Genomic DNA, 14,812 nt, shown 5'->3' with positions numbered 1-14,812 from the left:
TCTTGCGAAAACACTTGGCACACAGACGCCAGGGTTTGCTCAACGCTGCATTTTTTGCCTGCCTTTCTACAACTATTCCAAAAGGAACAGACATGGCCGAACACACTGTTATCACCCCGTTGCCAGGGACCTTCTATCGCAAAGCCACTCCGGACTCGGCGAACTACGTCGAGGTGGGCGCTCAGGTCAGCGCTGACACGGTTATTGGCCTGATCGAGGTCATGAAGCAGTTTTCCGAACTGACCGCCGGGACGGCCGGTCGCCTCAGCACATTCCTGGTAGAAGACGGTGATCCGGTGGAGCCGGGTCAAGTCATCGCAACACTCGACGACGAGTGAGGACGCGATCATGACCCAAGGTATTCATAAATTGCTGATCGCCAACCGTGGCGAGATCGCGGTGCGGATTATTCGCGCCGCCAAGGAATTGGGGATTCCCACTGTTGCCGCGTGCAGCGAGGCGGACGTCGATTCCCAGGCAGCGCGCATGGCCGATGAGGTTCACATCCTCGGCCCGGCCCGCGCCGATAAAAGTTACCTGAATGTCGAAGCATTGCTTGGCGCCTTGAAGGCCACGGGTGCCGACGCAGTTCACCCGGGTTACGGCTTTCTCTCGGAGAACGCGGATTTTGCCGAAGCAGTGGTGGCGGCCGGGGCGATTTTTGTCGGCCCGAGCGCAGAGACGATCCGGCGCATGGGCGATAAAGCCGAAGCCCGGCGCACTGCGCAAGCGGCAGGGGTACCGGTGGTACCAGGCTCACCGGGTGAACTGTTCGACGTCGAGTCAGCACTCGAGGCGGCCGAAACCGTCGGCTTCCCGCTACTGATCAAGGCCTCGGCCGGTGGCGGCGGACGTGGTATTCGTCTGGCAGAAAACGCCGAGCAACTGCGCGAAGAGTTTCCCCGTTCCCAGCGCGAAGCCCAGGCCGCGTTCGGCAACGGCGCGGTGTACCTGGAGCGGTTTATCGGCCGGGCTCGGCATATCGAAGTGCAAGTGTTGGGCGACGGTCAGCATGCGGTGCATTTGTTTGAACGCGAGTGCTCGCTGCAGCGTCGCAGGCAGAAAATCTTCGAAGAAGCGCCGTCGCCGGTTCTCAGTCAGCAGCAACGCGAAACCCTTTGTGCCAGCGCCGTGCGCCTGACCGAAGCCCTCGGCTACAAGGGCGCCGGCACTCTTGAATATCTGTATGACGACGCAACCGGCGAGTTCTTCTTTATCGAGATGAATACGCGGATCCAGGTGGAGCATCCGGTCAGCGAACTGATCACTGGCATCGATCTGGTTCAAGCCATGTTGCGCATTGCCGGCGGCGAGCCGCTGGGCTTCAAGCAGAGTGACATTCAACTCAACGGTGCCGCGCTGCAGATGCGCCTGAACGCCGAAGACCCGGAGCGTGATTTCTTCCCCAGTCCCGGGCTGGTTGACGAACTGATCTGGCCGCAGGGCGAAGGCATTCGCGTCGATACTCACCTGTATCAAGGTTACCGCGTGCCGCCTTACTATGACTCGCTGCTGGCCAAGCTGATCGTGCACGGTGCTGATCGCGCCGAAGCCTTACGCCGGGCGAGGGCGGCGGTAGAGCAAACCACATTGTCCGGCATGGCCAGCACCTTGGCGCTGCACGGCGAATTGTTGAAACAACCGTGGCTGCACAGCGCCGACTTCCACACCGGCACCCTGGAAACCTGGCTGACTGCGCGCCGCAGTGGAGGTGAAGCATGAGCACGCCGATCCGTTACAGCTTCGGTGCCGACGAGCATCTGTTTGCCGAAGTCAGCGACAGCATGTCCCTCGATGCGTTTTTCAAGGGCCTGGCCGTCACCCGAGCGGTGGAACGGCTGGCGCTGGATGGCGTGCTGGATGTGTGTCTGGCCAATGCTTCGTTTCAGATCCGCTTTGATCCCGATCGTATTGCCCCGCACACCTTGCTTGAAGCGGTAAAGGGCGCTGAAGCCGAGGCGGTTGCCGAGCGCACGCTGCAGACGCGGATCATCGAGATTCCGGTGCTGTACAACGACCCGTGGACCCACGAAACCCTGATGCGTTTTCGTGACCGCCATCAAGACCCCGGCGCCACCGACCTGGAATACGCCGCGCGCATTAACGGTCTGGCGGACGTCGATGCGTTCATCGCCGCCCACAGCGGTGCACCGTGGTTTGTGTCGATGGTCGGCTTCGTCGCCGGGCTGCCGTTCATGTTCCAGATGGTCGAGCGCGAACGCCAGTTGCAGGTGCCGAAGTACCTGCGACCACGCACCGATACACCGAAATTGACCCTCGGTCATGGCGGCTGCTTCGGTTGCATTTATTCGGTGCGCGGTGCCGGCGGTTATCAGATGTTTGGCGTCACGCCGGCACCGATCTACGACCCGCAACAGAACCTCGCCTACCTCAAGGAGCACATGGTGTTTTTCCGTCCGGGCGACATCGTGCAGTTCAAGCCGATCGATCGTGAGGCCTACGACCACGCTGTGGCCGATGTGGACGCCGGACGCTTTGATCTGCGGATTCGCCCGGTGGAGTTTTCGCTGGACGCGTTTCTTGCCGATCCGATCGGTTATCCCAAGTCGCTGCAGGAGGTGCTGGCATGATCAAGGTACTCAAACCCGGCTTGGCGACCTCGGTACAGGATCTGGGGCGCGAAGGGTATTACCATTTGGGCATTCCACCCTCCGGAGCGCTTGATCAATACGCGCTCAGTGCGGCCAATCAACTGGTCGGCAACCCGGCGGGCTCTGCCGCGCTGGAATGCACGTTGCTCGGCCCAGAGCTTGAATTTCAGCAGGACACCTTGGTGGCGGTCTGTGGCGCGCACATGACGCCGCGGCTCGATGGCATGGAAATGCATCACGACACGGCCTTCGAGGTGAAGGCCGGACAGGTGTTGCGTTTCGATTTTCCGAAGGCCGGCGCCCGGGCTTATCTGGCGGTGGCGGGGGGCATCGATGTGCCGGTGGTGCTCGGCAGTCGCTCGACCTACGCGCTCGGTGCGCTCGGTGGTTTTCAGGGGCGCCGACTGGTCGCAGGCGACGAATTGCCGGTAGGCGCTGCCAGTAGCAGGGGCCGTGCCGGGGCCAGTCTGCCCATGGCGTTGCGCCAATCGCTGGGCGGCGAAATCACCCTGCGGGTAGTGCCGGGACTGTATTACGAGCGCTTGAGCGAATCTGCGGCGAAGAGTTTCTTCGCCGAGCCATGGACGGTCGGCTCGGAAGCAGATCGTATCGGCTATCGCTTCAAGGGCGGCAGCGCGCTGAGCTTTCAGCCCCGCGAGCAACCCTTCGGCGCCGGTTCCGATCCGTCGAACATCGTCGACAGTTGCTACCCGATCGGTTCAATCCAGGTCCCGGCCGGGCTTGAGCCGATTGTCCTGCACCGCGATGCAGTGTCCGGTGGCGGCTACGCGATGATCGGCACGGTGATCAGCGCCGACCTCGATCTGATTGGCCAGATGCAACCCAATCAGAAGGCCCGCTTTGTCGCGGTGACCCTCGAAGAAGCGCTGGAAGCACGACGCTCCTATAAGAAAAAACTCAGCTGCCTGAACAAGCTGTTCCCTTCCTGATTCTGCCCGCCGCATCGCGCGGGCCATGCCAAACGGTAAGCCAACGCCGCACTTCGGTGCGGTGACGGCTGCCCGCGCTTCAACCTTTGACTGGTTCTGGAGTTCACGCATATGGCTGCTTTATCGCAATCGAGTCAAACCGGGCAAGATCCGGCCCATCATCCCGTACCGAACCAGGCGCGCATGGGGCGACTGTCGCTGACCATGGCCTGGTGGGCTGTATGCAGCGCGATGTTTTACATCGTGGTCGGCGCGTCACTGGCGCTGTCGTTCGGTGCGCGCAGTGCGCTGATCGGGATGGTGCTGTCGGTGATCAGCTACGGTCTGATCAATAGTGTGCTCAGCCGTTTTGCGATTCGCAGCGGCTTGTCGGTGGCGTTGTTCTCACGGCTGTTGTTCGGCAGCACTGGCGCGTGTCTGGCAACGCTGATCTTCTTTTCCACGGCGATCTACTACGCGGTATTCGAAGGCTCGGTGATCGCCGTGGCGCTCAATCACCTGTATCCGCAATTGATCTATCCGCTGGCGGCACTGGCGGTGGTGCTCTACAGCGTGCCGATGATCCTCGGCAGCGTGCAACACTGGCTCGACAAGCTCAACGGCGTGTTGCTGCCGGTGTACCTCGGCGGTCTGCTGGTGGCGGTGGGGCTGTCCATCAGCCGTTATGGCTATCAGCCGCAATGGCTGGATTTCGGCCCGGCAACCCCCAGTGCATTCGGCTGGTGGCATTGCTTCGTCGCCTACATGGGCGTCTGGGTATTGATGCTGTTTACCTTCGACTACGCACGTTTCGGCAAACCTGAAGACGCCGAGTACCACGGCCGCTGGAACTTCGGCATGCCGTTCTATGCAGTGACATTCCTGCTCAACGGCGCGGCGGGGATCTATCTGGTCAGCAGCATTCCTCATGACGGCGCGCTGAACGAAGTGTCGGTGGTGATGGCGATCCTGCAGTTGATGGGTTTGTGGGGATTGTTGTTCGTCTGGGCCACTCAAACCCGAATCAACACGGCCAACTACTATCTAGCGACGTTGAACATGCAGGCGTTCTTTGGCCGTTTTGGCATACGCGGTTCGTACCTGATGTGGGCGTTGGTGGTTGGTGTGATCGTCTACGGCTTGATGCTCGCGGACGTGTTCGCCTACCTCCTCAATGCTTTGGCCTATCAGGGGATTTTCGTCGTGGCCTGGGTCGGTGTGGCGCTGGCACAGATTCTTTATGGCCGCAGTGATGTTGAGGCGCTGGAGCGAGTGGCGGCATTCAATCCGGTGGGGCTGACGGCGTGGTTCGGGGCGACAGCGCTGGGGCTGGCGTTGATGTTTGCCGGAGAGGGACTGAGCAGTTTTTCTGCGCCGGCGACGGTGGTCGTGGCGTTTGCCCTGCAAGCAGGCTTATCCCATCGAAGCCGGTTGCAGTTAAGGCTGGCAGAGTAGCGTCTTGCAGTCACCAATCCCTGATCAGTGATGTCGAAAGAGCAGGGTTGCGGAAATGACCGAAAAGATGCGGAAACGATCCATAGAGAACGGAGCTAATTTCCTGAATGCCAGAAACGACAAATCCCTGAATAATCAGGGCTTTGTCGTACATAAGATGGCGGAGGCGATGGGATTCGAACTCATGGACCTGTTACAGTCGACGGTTTTCAAGACCGTTGCCTTAAACCACTCGGCCACACCTCCGTTTGCGTTGCGGGCGCCATAATACCTGAATGAAACACACTGTCAAACTCTGTGCATGGCTTGTTACAGAGCGTCTGTTATGATCTTTGCCACTGAACGTTTCAAACCAACAGGAGTGTCGCCATGCGCGAACAGGATTACGCAGTTCACAACAGCGTGCAGGCTGAGCAGCTAGAGGTTAGCCGCGTCCTGCGCAACACATACGGCTTGCTGGCGCTCACCCTCGCATTCAGCGGTGTGATGGCTTTCGTGGCCCAGCAGATGCGTGTTGGCTACCCGAACATTTTCGTGGTGCTGATCGGTTTCTACGGGCTGTTCTTCCTCACCAACAAACTCCGTGATTCCGCATGGGGCCTGGTGTCCGCCTTTGCGCTGACCGGTTTCATGGGCTTCCTGCTCGGCCCGATCCTCAACCGTTACCTGGGCATGCAGGGCGGCGCTGAAGTGGTCAGTTCGGCATTCGCGATGACCGCACTGGTGTTCGGTGGTCTGTCGGCCTATGTGCTGATCACCCGCAAGGACATGAGCTTCCTCGGTGGTTTCATCACCGCCGGTTTCTTCGTTCTGCTGGGAGCGACGCTGGCAAGCATGTTCTTCCAGATCAGCGGCCTGCAACTGGCGATCAGCGCCGGTTTCGTGCTGTTCTCGTCGGTCTGCATTCTGTTCCAGACCAGCGCGATCATCCACGGTGGCGAGCGTAACTACATCATGGCGACCATCAGCCTGTATGTATCGATCTACAACCTGTTCATCAGCTTGTTGCAGATCTTCGGCATCATGAGCCGCGACGACTGATCGCTGGCCTGAAACAACAAAAAACCCGCATTTGCGGGTTTTTTGTTGTCTGCGAAAAGCAGATCAGTTGATCACCATGCTGCCATCGGCCTGTTGCTTGTAAATGGTGTAGGGCAGGAGAAATGTATCCAGCACACCCGAAACCGCGGCATCTACCACCAGGCCAAAAGAAGCATTGTTGTAATTGAACGCGTCGACATCATCCGGTTTTTCGGCGTGCAGCATGCAAAAGTCGTAGGTTGCACCGCTGTAAATGCGCGGAACGGCGCCGCAATAGGTTTTCTTGGTTTTCAGCTGGTCCACGGAAAACTTGTCGTTGAACGCAACCGTTTGCACCGTCCCGCACCCGGTGAGCAATACTGCCGACAGCATCAATGCCTGAAATTTCATTACCGCCAATCCTTCGCCGGAAAAATTTCAATCTACGCCGAACACGCGCAAAAAGCACTCACGCCATCGGCGGCAACCGGCGTTTGACCGGTGTCTTCTTGACGATCGCGGTGTTGGTTTCGGCCAGCGTATTGAGGCGGTCGAGCAGGGTGTCGAGCTGTTCCATCGAGCGCACGTGCAGGCGGGCGATGAAGCAATCTTCCCCGGTGACCTTGTCGCACTCGGTGAATTCCGGAATCGACAGGATCTGTCGTTCCACTTCCTGCAATTGCCCCGGCAGCGGTCGCACCCGGACGATGGCCTGCAGTTGATAGCCGAAACATTTCGGGTCGATCTCAACTGTATAGCCCTTGAGCACGCCGCGCTCCTCCAGTCGGCGCAGGCGCTCGGCCACGCTGGGCGACGACAGGCCGCTGATCTGCGCCAGTGCCTTGAGCGAGCGGCGTGAGTCTTCCATCAGGGCGCTGATGAGAGTCTGGTCGATATCGTCGGTCATGGCGCAACTCCGGCATAAGGCATTTGCGGGAAACCACCCGCGATAAAAAAGGCAGAAACCGAGTTTAGCCTGCTTTTTGCGCTGGAGGTGCAGGGAGCCGGCTTGGCATACTTTGCCCACGCTTTCGTCAAAACGTTTAGGGAGATCGATGATGGACAACTCAATCCGCCGTGGTTCATTGGAAATGACCGCCGCCATGCTGATTTCCGGGACCATTGGCTGGTTCGTGCTGGTCTCCGGGCAGCCGGTGCTGGACGTCGTGTTCTGGCGTTGCGTGTTCGGCGCTGGCACCTTGCTGCTGATCTGTGCCGCGTTCGGCTTCCTGCGTCCAGGCATTCTGACCCGCACCACGTTCCTGCTCGCGGTGCTCAGCGGGGTGGCGATTGTCGGCAACTGGGTGTTGTTGTTCGGCTCGTATTCCCGGGCCTCGATCGCCATTGGGACGGCTGTCTACAACGTACAACCGTTCATGCTGGTTGGCCTGGCGGCACTGTTTCTCGGCGAGAAAATCACCTTGCAGAAGCTGTTCTGGCTAGCGATTTCCTTTCTCGGCATGCTGGCGATCGTCAGCGCCCACGGCGGGCAGGGCGAGAGCGGTCACGAATATCTGCTGGGGATTGCGCTGGCGCTGGGCGCGGCGTTGCTCTACGCGATCGCGGCGCTGATCATCAAGCGTCTGACCGGCACGCCGCCGCATCTGATCGCGCTGATCCAGGTCTGCACTGGAGTGCTGTTGCTCGCGCCGTTCGCGCACTTCAACGGTCTGCCGCAGACCGGCGCAGCCTGGGCCAGTCTGGTGACGCTGGGCATCGTCCACACCGGCCTGATGTATGTGCTGCTGTACGGCGCGATCCAGAAACTGCCGACCGCCCTGACCGGCGCACTGTCGTTCATCTACCCGATTGCGGCGATCTTCGTCGACTGGTTTGCCTTCGGCCATCGCCTGCAAATCCTGCAATGGGTCGGCGTGGCGGCGATTCTGCTGGCCGCCGCCGGGATGCAACAGGGCTGGGGCTTGAAAGCCCGGCGTCAGCTCAGATCGGTTTGATCACAGCCCGGAACAGTCCTTTCAACTGCTGATTGCCGGCATCAACCAGATGGTTGTCGTCAAAGTACAGCGGGACGCCGTCCATGGAGCCCATGCAGTGGCCATCGGGGCACAGGTACGGCGTCGGGTCGATCACCGTCGCGTTGCAGCGGCTGGCCGCCGCTTCGATGGTCGCGATGGCGATGCGATTGCGTTTCTCGTAAGCCTGTAACGGCAGGGAAATGTCCGAGGTTTGCCCGAACAACCGCTGATTCAGATTCAAACCCTTGTAGACGCTGAAGGGCATTTCCGGGATCGGTTTGACGATATACACCGGATGGTTTTCAGCGATTGAGCAGACCGTGCTGACGTACTCTTCGGTATAGGCTTCGGCAAACGCGGCCTGACGCTCGGGAAAGGAAATCCGATAGCTGTTTTCCCGCCCTGAATCCGCGTACAGCGCCGCGCGGCTGAACAGCACCACGGGCACGCCGGCGTACGCTGTTTTCAGTTGTTGCAGCTTTTCCTGATTGAAGCCTCGACATTGGCTTTCGACGGTTTTGTCGTGCATGGCGAAGTGCGCCAGGGTCGGGCAACCGCCCCGTGACCAAGACAGCGCGGCTTGAGGGTTGTCCATCTGCACCGCTGCTGCAGTCGATTGCGCGTGGCTGTCGCCATACAGAATCACCGACACCTCGCCTGTGCCAAGTTTGCAATCCGCCGCCGCATAGGCATTCGGGTAGCACTCCTGCGGATACAGCTTGCTGGTGTATTCCGGCTGACCGAGTTCGACCAGCGCCGGGCGCCAATCGGGATGCTGCTTGACCAGCGACGACGTCGTTGCCGACACGGCCACCACCGCTACCGTCAGCGACGCGAACTTGATCACTGTTCGAGTAGCGCTCGTACCTTTCTTCACCTTCGACTCAACCCTGTAGAAGGACAGGGTGCCGAGCGTGACCGAGGCGATGATCGCGCCGATCACATGTGGCCAACTGGTCAACAGCCCGCACAAGTACAGCAGCACCACCAGCGGCCAATGCCACAGATACACCGAGTAGGAAATACTCCCGACAAATTGCAGCGCAGGATTGCTGCTGAACACCGACCGGGTATTGCCGTGAATCACCAGCATCGTCCCCAGCACCGGCAGCAGAGCCAGGTAGCCCGGCCACAGATCGGCTTCAGAAAAGCCCAGCACACTGACGGCAATCGCCAGCAGGCCGAGACTTTCGCAAATCGCGCCGCTGCGCGGGCTCGATCGTAGCGGAAACAAAGAAACCAGACCGCCAGCGATCATTTCCCAGGCACGAGTGGGCAGCATGTAGAACGCGAAAGTCGGGTTGACGCGAGTCACGATGATGGACGCCGCGAGCGACATCAACGCCAAGGCAACCAGGGCAAAGCGGGTTTTATCGGCGCCGAAGCACTTGTACAAACCCATGATCAGCACGGGATAAAGCAGATAGAACTGCCATTCGACCGACAGTGACCATGTATGCAACAACCAGTTTTCATGCAGTGGCGCGGCAAAATAATTGCCGCTTTCGGCGAAACTGAAGTTGGAGCTGAATAACAGACTGCTCTTGATCGTGCGGATCGTCTCGCGCAAGTCGTCCAGCGGCAGGTACAGGTAACCGAAGACCAGCAGCGTAACGCACAGCACCAGCAGGGCAGGAATAATGCGGCGGGCGCGGGAGGCGTAGAAACCGAGGAGGGAAAAGTTCTGCTGCTGCACGCCATTGACGATGATGCCGGTCATCAGGAAGCCGGAAATGACGAAGAACACGTCTACGCCGACGAACCCGCCCTCGAACCCAGGCACCTTGAAATGAAACAGCACGACCGACAGCACGGCCAGTGCCCGCAGGGCGTTGATACTCTTCCTGAATTGCATTTATGCGTCCATGTCACATCCATTGTGCGGCGCATTGTAGTGATGATGTCGGCTTTGTTACATGGGTTTTTTCCGACGGCTCAGATGTTCCAGCGCGGCGCCGTCATCGCCAGACGCTGGCGCAACTCGCCGATGTTCGCGGCCAGTTGCCGGGTCAGCAAACGGTAACCGTCCAGCGTGTTGTAGACCGGCGTGTCGAGGCTGGCGTCCGGCAACTCCAGCGGGCGCTCCAGACGCTGAGTAGTGCCGGACTTCAAGGCCCGGGCCATGCCGATCAGTTGCACGCGGATTACCCGGTGTTCGGCCCGCAGCGCTGACTGCAGGTGCGCCATGGCGTCGGGGTCGTTGGCATCCGGGCGGGTGTTGCCGAGGATCTCCAGCGTGCTGACGCACATGCGCAGGTTGCGTTGAATCGCGTCCAGTTCGGTCATGGAGATTTTCACTTCCTTGGACACCGAAGGCATCAGCGAGCGCAGTTGCACCATCACCGTGGTCACCCGGCCCATCAGCTTCAGATGTTCATCGGCGCTGACCGGTTGACCGCTGATGATTCGCCCGTACAACGTGGCGCAATCGCGCAGGGCATCGGCCAGGTTGTAGCGCCACGAATACACCGCGTACAGCGGCAGGGCGAAGGAAAAGGCGAGGGCCAGGGCGATGCCGATCAGGATGTCGACTCCGCGCCACAAGCCGTCGGTGATCGGGTTGTCGCCATGCCCGGCGACAATGAATACGGTAATTGCCGAGAGCAGGGCGGTGTACCCGCCCTTGCCGATGGCGTGATAGGAGAAGAACCCGCAGACCACCGCCATCGCAAAGTAGGTCAGCCATGGCATGCCCAGCCATGCCTGTTGCGCCACCAGCACCAGTCCGACGCCGGCACCGATCAGGGTGCCGGTGGCGCGTTCGGCGGCTTTTTTGCCGATGTTGCCGTGGTGCTGCAGGCCGCCAATCACCACCAGCATGGTCACCGACGCCCACTCGCCGTGGGGCAGGTTGATGCCGGTGGTCAGCAGGATGGTTGCCAGCAGACCCAGCGCTACCCGCACCGCGTGAATCAATCGGGCGTGCTGGTAGCGGCGATACGGGTCCAGCAACGGACGCAGGATTCGCCGCAGCAGCGGTGGCAGTCGGTGGGTGCTGAAGGTGCTCAGTGCAAGGTCCTCGTCAGAAGATGTAGTCGGTGGTCAGGAAGCTCGAATCGCGGCCGCGAATGATTTCGCTGATCAGATCCTTGTTGCTGTCCTGGAACTTGGTTGCCACCAGTGTGCGGATCGAAAACACCCGCAGGGCATCGTGTACCGACAGCGTGCCCTCGGCGGAGTTCTTGCGCCCGTTGAACGGGTAGGTGTCCGGGCCGCGCTGGCACTGGGCGTTGAGGTTGATCCGCCCGACCTGGTTGGCGAAGGTATCGACCAGTCGGCCGATCGCCACCGGGTTGGTACCAAACAGGCTCAGTTGCTGACCGAAGTCCGACTCCAGCACGTAATCGATCACGGTATCGAGGTGACGGTACGGCACGATCGGCACCACCGGGCCAAATTGTTCTTCGTTGTACACGCGCATCTGCGGCGTCACCGGGTACAGCACGGCGGGGTAGAAGAACGACTCGCGACTGGCGCCGCCGTTCGGGTTGATCACCTGTGCGCCCTTGCTCTGCGCGTCGGCCACCAGACCGTGCAGGTAGTCGACCTTGCCCGACTCCGGCAGCGGCGTCAGTGCCACGCCGCTGTCCCACGGCATGCCAGGTTTCAGCGTAGCGAGTTTGGCGTTGAATTTTTCGATGAAGGCGTCAACCACGTCCTCATGCACAAACAGGATCTTCAGCGCGGTGCAGCGCTGGCCGTTGAACGACAGCGAACCGGTGACCGCTTCGCTGACCGCGTTGTCCAGATCGACTTCGGGCAGGACGATGCCCGGGTTCTTCGCATCCAGACCCAGCGCGGCGCGCAAACGGTGTGGTTTCGGGTGCAGTTTTTTCAGGTCGCTGGCGGCCTTGTTGGTGCCGATGAAGGCGAAGATATCGATCTTGCCGCTGGCCATCAGCGCGCTGACGGTCTCGCGGCCGCTGCCGTAGATCACGTTGATCACGCCGGTGGGGAAGCTGTCGCGGAACGCTTCAAGCAACGGGCGGATCAGCAGCACGCCGAGCTTGGCCGGTTTGAACACCACAGTGTTGCCCATGATCAGCGCCGGGATCAGCGTGGTGAACGTTTCGTTCAGCGGATAGTTGTAAGGGCCCATGCACAGCGCGACACCGAGCGGCACGCGACGAATCTGGCCGAGAGTGTCCTGTTCCAGTTCGAACCGGCTGGAGCGGCGGTCGAGTTCTTTGAGTGCGTTGATGGTGTCGACGATGTAGTCGCAGGTGCGGTCGAACTCTTTTTCCGAATCCTTGAGGTTCTTTCCAATCTCCCACATCAGCAATTTGACCACGGCTTCGCGCTGCTGACGCATACGCCCGAGGAACGCTTCGACGTGCTGAATGCGTTCGGCGACGCGCATGGTCGGCCACAGGCCCTGACCGCGATCGTAGGCACGCACGGCGGCATCAAGGGCGGTGAGGGCGGTGTCGGCATCCAGCAGCGGGGTGCTGCCGAGAATCACTTGTTCAGCGCCATTCTCGCCGTGCAGGTACACCGGGCTGCGTACCGTGGCGAGCGGGCCGTCCCAGCGCCGCAGTTCACCGTCGACGAGGTATTCGCGTTGCTCGACCTGACCGTCGAGGCGGTATTTTTCCGGGATGTCGCTGACAGAAGGGAACAGGTTGCCAAGGATGTTTGCTGTGGTCATGTCGCTACCCCGTATTGATGTCCGTATGCAGATCAAAAAGTCTGTACAGGTTATACGCCTGAATACGCGGGAATTTAAACCCGCGAATGTCACGCGAATGTCACGCAGAGAGGCGGAACAGAGCGGGATGCTCACCCCAATCTCTGTAGGAGCTGCCGAAGGCTGCGATCTTTTGACTTTGCTTTTGAAGGTCAAGATCAAAAGATCGCAGCCTGCGGCAGCTCCTACAGAGGGCATCGGTGTGGCCCCGGATGGCCCCCTCGTTGTCCCGCAATGCCCTCAACCCGCTGCCGTGCCTGCCTTAAGGTGTGATCACAACAATAAGCGCTACCCAGGCGAGGATCGTTATGCGGGTACTCCCACTCACTTTATTGCTGGCGCTGTCTGTCGCCCTGTGCGGCTGCGGCGAAAAAGCCGCACCGCCGGCGACCACTCACAACGCCACGCCCTCCGACCCGGCACTGGCGCAGATCTACGCCAACAGCTGCCAGTTGTGCCACGCCAATCCGGCCGCCAACGCGCCGCTGACCGGCGACCGCAAGGCCTGGGAACCACGCCTGCGGCAGGGCACCGACACCCTGCTTGATCACGCCATCAACGGCTACAACGGCATGCCGCCGATGGGCCAGTGCGTCGAGTGTTCGGAAGAACAATTCCTGCAACTGATCGGCTTCATGGCCGATCAGCCCCTCCCACAATAAGGGCGCGCGCATGAGCATGGATCTGACACGCCGTCAGTTGTTGCAACGGGCAAGTATCGTCGGCGCGTTCAGTGCGCTGGCTTCCAATCCGGCGCTGGGCCAGTTGATGCGCGCGCCACGGCTGATTCCCTGGCGCAACTGGTCGGGCGGGCAGAGTTGCCTGCCGGCGGCGCGGGTAGCGCCCAAGAATCTGGACGAATTGACCGCAGTCATCCAACAGGCACCGGGCAAGATTCGTCCCGTCGGCTCGGCGCATTCCTTCAGTGCGCTGGTGCCCACCGACGGCACGTTGCTGTCACTGAGCTACTTCAACGGTCTGCTCGATCACGACCCGAAAACCCTGCAAGCCGAATTCGCCGCCGGCACGCCGATGTCGCGTATGGGCAAGCCGCTCAAGGACATCGGCCAAGCCCTGCAAAACATGGCCGACATCGATTACCAGACCCTCGCTGGCGCCATTTCCACCTCGACTCACGGCACCGGCAAAACCTTTCAGTCTTACTCGGCGCACGTCTGCGGGATGCAGCTGGTGACCGCCAGTGGCGAGGTATTGGACTGCGACAGCCAGCGTCATCCGGACGTATTCAACGCTGCCCGGGTATCCCTCGGTGCGTTGGGTGTTGCCACTAAAATCCGCTTGCAAAACCGTCCGGCGTATCGTCTGCGGGAAACCCAGTGGATCGCCAAGACCGAAGAGCTGCTTGAAGATCTGGACAAGAACACCCGCGAAAACCAGCACTGGGAAATGCTCGTCGTTACCCACTCCGACTACGCCTTGTCCATCGCCCTCAATGAAACCGGCGACCCGGCCACACCGCCGATCCCGCCCGAGGAGGAGGGTGGCAACGAGTTCGTGACCCTGATCGAGAAGATCGACAAGTACGGCAGTGACTTCCCCGGCCTGCGCACCTCGTTGCTCAACAGCTTGCGGCATCTGGCGAGTTTCGATGATCGGGTCGGTGACTCGTTCGACATCTACGCCAACGTGCGCACCGTGCGCTTCAACGAGATGGAGTACTCGGTGCCCGCCGAATACGGCCCGGCCTGCCTGCGCGAAATCCTCAAGCTGATTCAGGACAAAGACCTGCGCACCTGGTTTCCCATCGAGTACCGCTACGTCAAGGCCGACGACATTCCACTGAGCATGTTCGAGGGCCGCGATAGCTGTTCGATCTCGGTGCACCAGCATTATCAGATGGACCATCACAACTTCTTCGCCGCGGTCGAACCGATTTTCTGGAAGTACAACGGTCGCCCGCATTGGGGCAAATTGCACACGCTCAATGCGCGCACCCTGCAACCGCTGTACCCGCGCTGGCGCGAGTTTGTCGACGTACGCCAGGCACTGGACCCGAGCGGACGTTTTCTCAACGCGCATCTGTCGTCAATTCTGGGGGTGAACTGATGGCGGTCAATCGACGCAATTTCATGCTGGGCACCGTGGGCGTTGGCGCCTTCTTGCTGGGAGTCG

Annotated in this window: 14 protein-coding genes and 1 tRNA gene; 9 read left to right on the top strand and 6 right to left on the bottom strand. The window is 60.4% G+C overall.

Annotated features, from left to right (window positions below; translation table 11 throughout):
• Nucleotides 1-92: 92 nt before the first annotated feature.
• The 5 genes from ACM6HV_RS04680 to ACM6HV_RS04660 all read left to right on the top strand — a co-directional run bounded on the left by ACM6HV_RS04680 (nucleotide 93) and on the right by ACM6HV_RS04660 (nucleotide 4,996).
• Complete coding sequence (locus tag ACM6HV_RS04680; RefSeq protein ID WP_414903628.1) at nucleotides 93-338, top strand: acetyl-CoA carboxylase; 246 nt, start codon at nucleotides 93-95, stop codon at nucleotides 336-338.
• Nucleotides 339-348: 10 nt separating this feature from the next.
• A complete protein-coding gene (locus ACM6HV_RS04675; RefSeq protein WP_414903627.1) occupies nucleotides 349-1,722 on the top strand; it encodes an acetyl-CoA carboxylase biotin carboxylase subunit in 1,374 nt (457 codons plus the stop codon).
• Nucleotides 1,719-2,591 carry a 5-oxoprolinase subunit B family protein gene (locus ACM6HV_RS04670; RefSeq protein ID WP_414903626.1) on the top strand — a complete coding sequence of 291 codons (873 nt, stop codon included), beginning with the start codon at nucleotides 1,719-1,721 and terminating at the stop codon, nucleotides 2,589-2,591. Before ACM6HV_RS04675 ends, ACM6HV_RS04670 begins: the two co-directional genes overlap by 4 nt.
• Nucleotides 2,588-3,562: a biotin-dependent carboxyltransferase family protein gene (locus ACM6HV_RS04665; RefSeq protein ID WP_414903625.1), complete on the top strand. Its 975-nt coding sequence runs from the start codon at nucleotides 2,588-2,590 to the stop codon at nucleotides 3,560-3,562. Before ACM6HV_RS04670 ends, ACM6HV_RS04665 begins: the two co-directional genes overlap by 4 nt.
• 111 nt (nucleotides 3,563-3,673) lie before the next feature.
• The gene (locus ACM6HV_RS04660; RefSeq protein ID WP_414903624.1) at nucleotides 3,674-4,996 is read left to right on the top strand and encodes a purine-cytosine permease family protein; all 1,323 of its coding nucleotides are present in this window, start codon (nucleotides 3,674-3,676) and stop codon (nucleotides 4,994-4,996) included.
• A gap of 158 nt (nucleotides 4,997-5,154) precedes the next feature.
• Here ACM6HV_RS04660 and ACM6HV_RS04655 read toward each other — a convergent pair.
• Nucleotides 5,155-5,242, bottom strand: a tRNA-Ser gene (locus ACM6HV_RS04655).
• A 123-nt stretch (nucleotides 5,243-5,365) separates the two neighbouring features.
• Here ACM6HV_RS04655 and ACM6HV_RS04650 point away from each other — a divergent pair.
• Entirely contained in the window at nucleotides 5,366-6,037 is a 672-nt protein-coding gene (locus ACM6HV_RS04650; protein ID WP_027613775.1) for a Bax inhibitor-1/YccA family protein, read from the top strand.
• A 63-nt stretch (nucleotides 6,038-6,100) separates the two neighbouring features.
• Here ACM6HV_RS04650 and ACM6HV_RS04645 read toward each other — a convergent pair whose 3' ends face one another.
• Together ACM6HV_RS04645 and ACM6HV_RS04640 are read right to left on the bottom strand one after the other, a co-directional pair.
• Nucleotides 6,101-6,427: a YceK/YidQ family lipoprotein gene (locus tag ACM6HV_RS04645; RefSeq protein WP_145597867.1), complete on the bottom strand. Its 327-nt coding sequence runs from the start codon at nucleotides 6,425-6,427 to the stop codon at nucleotides 6,101-6,103.
• Nucleotides 6,428-6,485: 58 nt separating this feature from the next.
• Complete coding sequence (locus ACM6HV_RS04640) at nucleotides 6,486-6,923, bottom strand: Lrp/AsnC family transcriptional regulator (RefSeq protein ID WP_145597868.1); 438 nt, start codon at nucleotides 6,921-6,923, stop codon at nucleotides 6,486-6,488.
• A gap of 151 nt (nucleotides 6,924-7,074) precedes the next feature.
• Between ACM6HV_RS04640 and ACM6HV_RS04635 the strand changes: the two genes are divergently transcribed.
• Entirely contained in the window at nucleotides 7,075-7,971 is an 897-nt protein-coding gene (locus ACM6HV_RS04635; RefSeq protein WP_414903623.1) for a DMT family transporter, read from the top strand.
• On the opposite strand, the gene ACM6HV_RS04630 is transcribed toward ACM6HV_RS04635, so the two are convergent.
• The 3 genes from ACM6HV_RS04630 to ACM6HV_RS04620 form a co-directional block, all read right to left on the bottom strand.
• Nucleotides 7,958-9,847 carry an acyltransferase family protein gene (locus ACM6HV_RS04630; RefSeq protein WP_414903622.1) on the bottom strand — a complete coding sequence of 630 codons (1,890 nt, stop codon included), beginning with the start codon at nucleotides 9,845-9,847 and terminating at the stop codon, nucleotides 7,958-7,960. The two genes, ACM6HV_RS04635 and ACM6HV_RS04630, sit on opposite strands and share 14 nt — an antisense overlap.
• Nucleotides 9,848-9,927: 80 nt before the next feature.
• Nucleotides 9,928-10,968 (bottom strand): FUSC family protein, encoded by a 1,041-nt coding sequence (locus ACM6HV_RS04625; protein WP_414903687.1) that lies wholly within the window; start codon nucleotides 10,966-10,968, stop codon nucleotides 9,928-9,930.
• 46 nt (nucleotides 10,969-11,014) lie between these two features.
• On the bottom strand, nucleotides 11,015-12,640 hold the full coding sequence (locus ACM6HV_RS04620; RefSeq protein ID WP_414903621.1) for an NADP-dependent glyceraldehyde-3-phosphate dehydrogenase: 1,626 nt from the start codon (nucleotides 12,638-12,640) through the stop codon (nucleotides 11,015-11,017).
• Between the two features lie 347 nt (nucleotides 12,641-12,987).
• On the opposite strand from ACM6HV_RS04620, the gene ACM6HV_RS04615 reads away from it, so the two are divergent.
• Together ACM6HV_RS04615 and ACM6HV_RS04610 are read left to right on the top strand one after the other, a co-directional pair.
• The gene (locus ACM6HV_RS04615; RefSeq protein WP_145597873.1) at nucleotides 12,988-13,341 is read left to right on the top strand and encodes a c-type cytochrome; all 354 of its coding nucleotides are present in this window, start codon (nucleotides 12,988-12,990) and stop codon (nucleotides 13,339-13,341) included.
• 76 nt (nucleotides 13,342-13,417) lie between these two features.
• Nucleotides 13,418-14,746, top strand: a complete 1,329-nt coding sequence (locus tag ACM6HV_RS04610; protein ID WP_414903686.1) for a D-arabinono-1,4-lactone oxidase — start codon at nucleotides 13,418-13,420, stop codon at nucleotides 14,744-14,746.
• The last annotated feature ends 66 nt before the right edge of the window (nucleotides 14,747-14,812 follow it).

Origin of the sequence: Pseudomonas sp. IT-P260, from assembly GCF_949768395.1 — a bacterium.
Lineage (GTDB): Bacteria > Pseudomonadota > Gammaproteobacteria > Pseudomonadales > Pseudomonadaceae > Aquipseudomonas > Aquipseudomonas parakoreensis.
The sequence above is the reverse complement of the archived record's forward strand: the minus strand, read 5'-3'. Positions and strand labels throughout refer to the sequence as shown.

What these genes read in the sequence shown, in the direction of transcription:
- ACM6HV_RS04680 (WP_414903628.1), top strand. Translation starts at nt 93, where the DNA reads ATGGCCGAACACACTGTTATCACCCCGTTGCCAGGGACCTTCTATCGC.
- ACM6HV_RS04675 (WP_414903627.1), top strand. Translation starts at nt 349, where the DNA reads ATGACCCAAGGTATTCATAAATTGCTGATCGCCAACCGTGGCGAGATC.
- ACM6HV_RS04670 (WP_414903626.1), top strand. Translation starts at nt 1,719, where the DNA reads ATGAGCACGCCGATCCGTTACAGCTTCGGTGCCGACGAGCATCTGTTT.
- ACM6HV_RS04665 (WP_414903625.1), top strand. Translation starts at nt 2,588, where the DNA reads ATGATCAAGGTACTCAAACCCGGCTTGGCGACCTCGGTACAGGATCTG.
- ACM6HV_RS04660 (WP_414903624.1), top strand. Translation starts at nt 3,674, where the DNA reads ATGGCTGCTTTATCGCAATCGAGTCAAACCGGGCAAGATCCGGCCCAT.
- ACM6HV_RS04650 (WP_027613775.1), top strand. Translation starts at nt 5,366, where the DNA reads ATGCGCGAACAGGATTACGCAGTTCACAACAGCGTGCAGGCTGAGCAG.
- ACM6HV_RS04645 (WP_145597867.1), bottom strand. Translation starts at nt 6,427, where the DNA reads ATGAAATTTCAGGCATTGATGCTGTCGGCAGTATTGCTCACCGGGTGC.
- ACM6HV_RS04640 (WP_145597868.1), bottom strand. Translation starts at nt 6,923, where the DNA reads ATGACCGACGATATCGACCAGACTCTCATCAGCGCCCTGATGGAAGAC.
- ACM6HV_RS04635 (WP_414903623.1), top strand. Translation starts at nt 7,075, where the DNA reads ATGGACAACTCAATCCGCCGTGGTTCATTGGAAATGACCGCCGCCATG.
- ACM6HV_RS04630 (WP_414903622.1), bottom strand. Translation starts at nt 9,847, where the DNA reads ATGCAATTCAGGAAGAGTATCAACGCCCTGCGGGCACTGGCCGTGCTG.
- ACM6HV_RS04620 (WP_414903621.1), bottom strand. Translation starts at nt 12,640, where the DNA reads ATGACCACAGCAAACATCCTTGGCAACCTGTTCCCTTCTGTCAGCGAC.
- ACM6HV_RS04615 (WP_145597873.1), top strand. Translation starts at nt 12,988, where the DNA reads ATGCGGGTACTCCCACTCACTTTATTGCTGGCGCTGTCTGTCGCCCTG.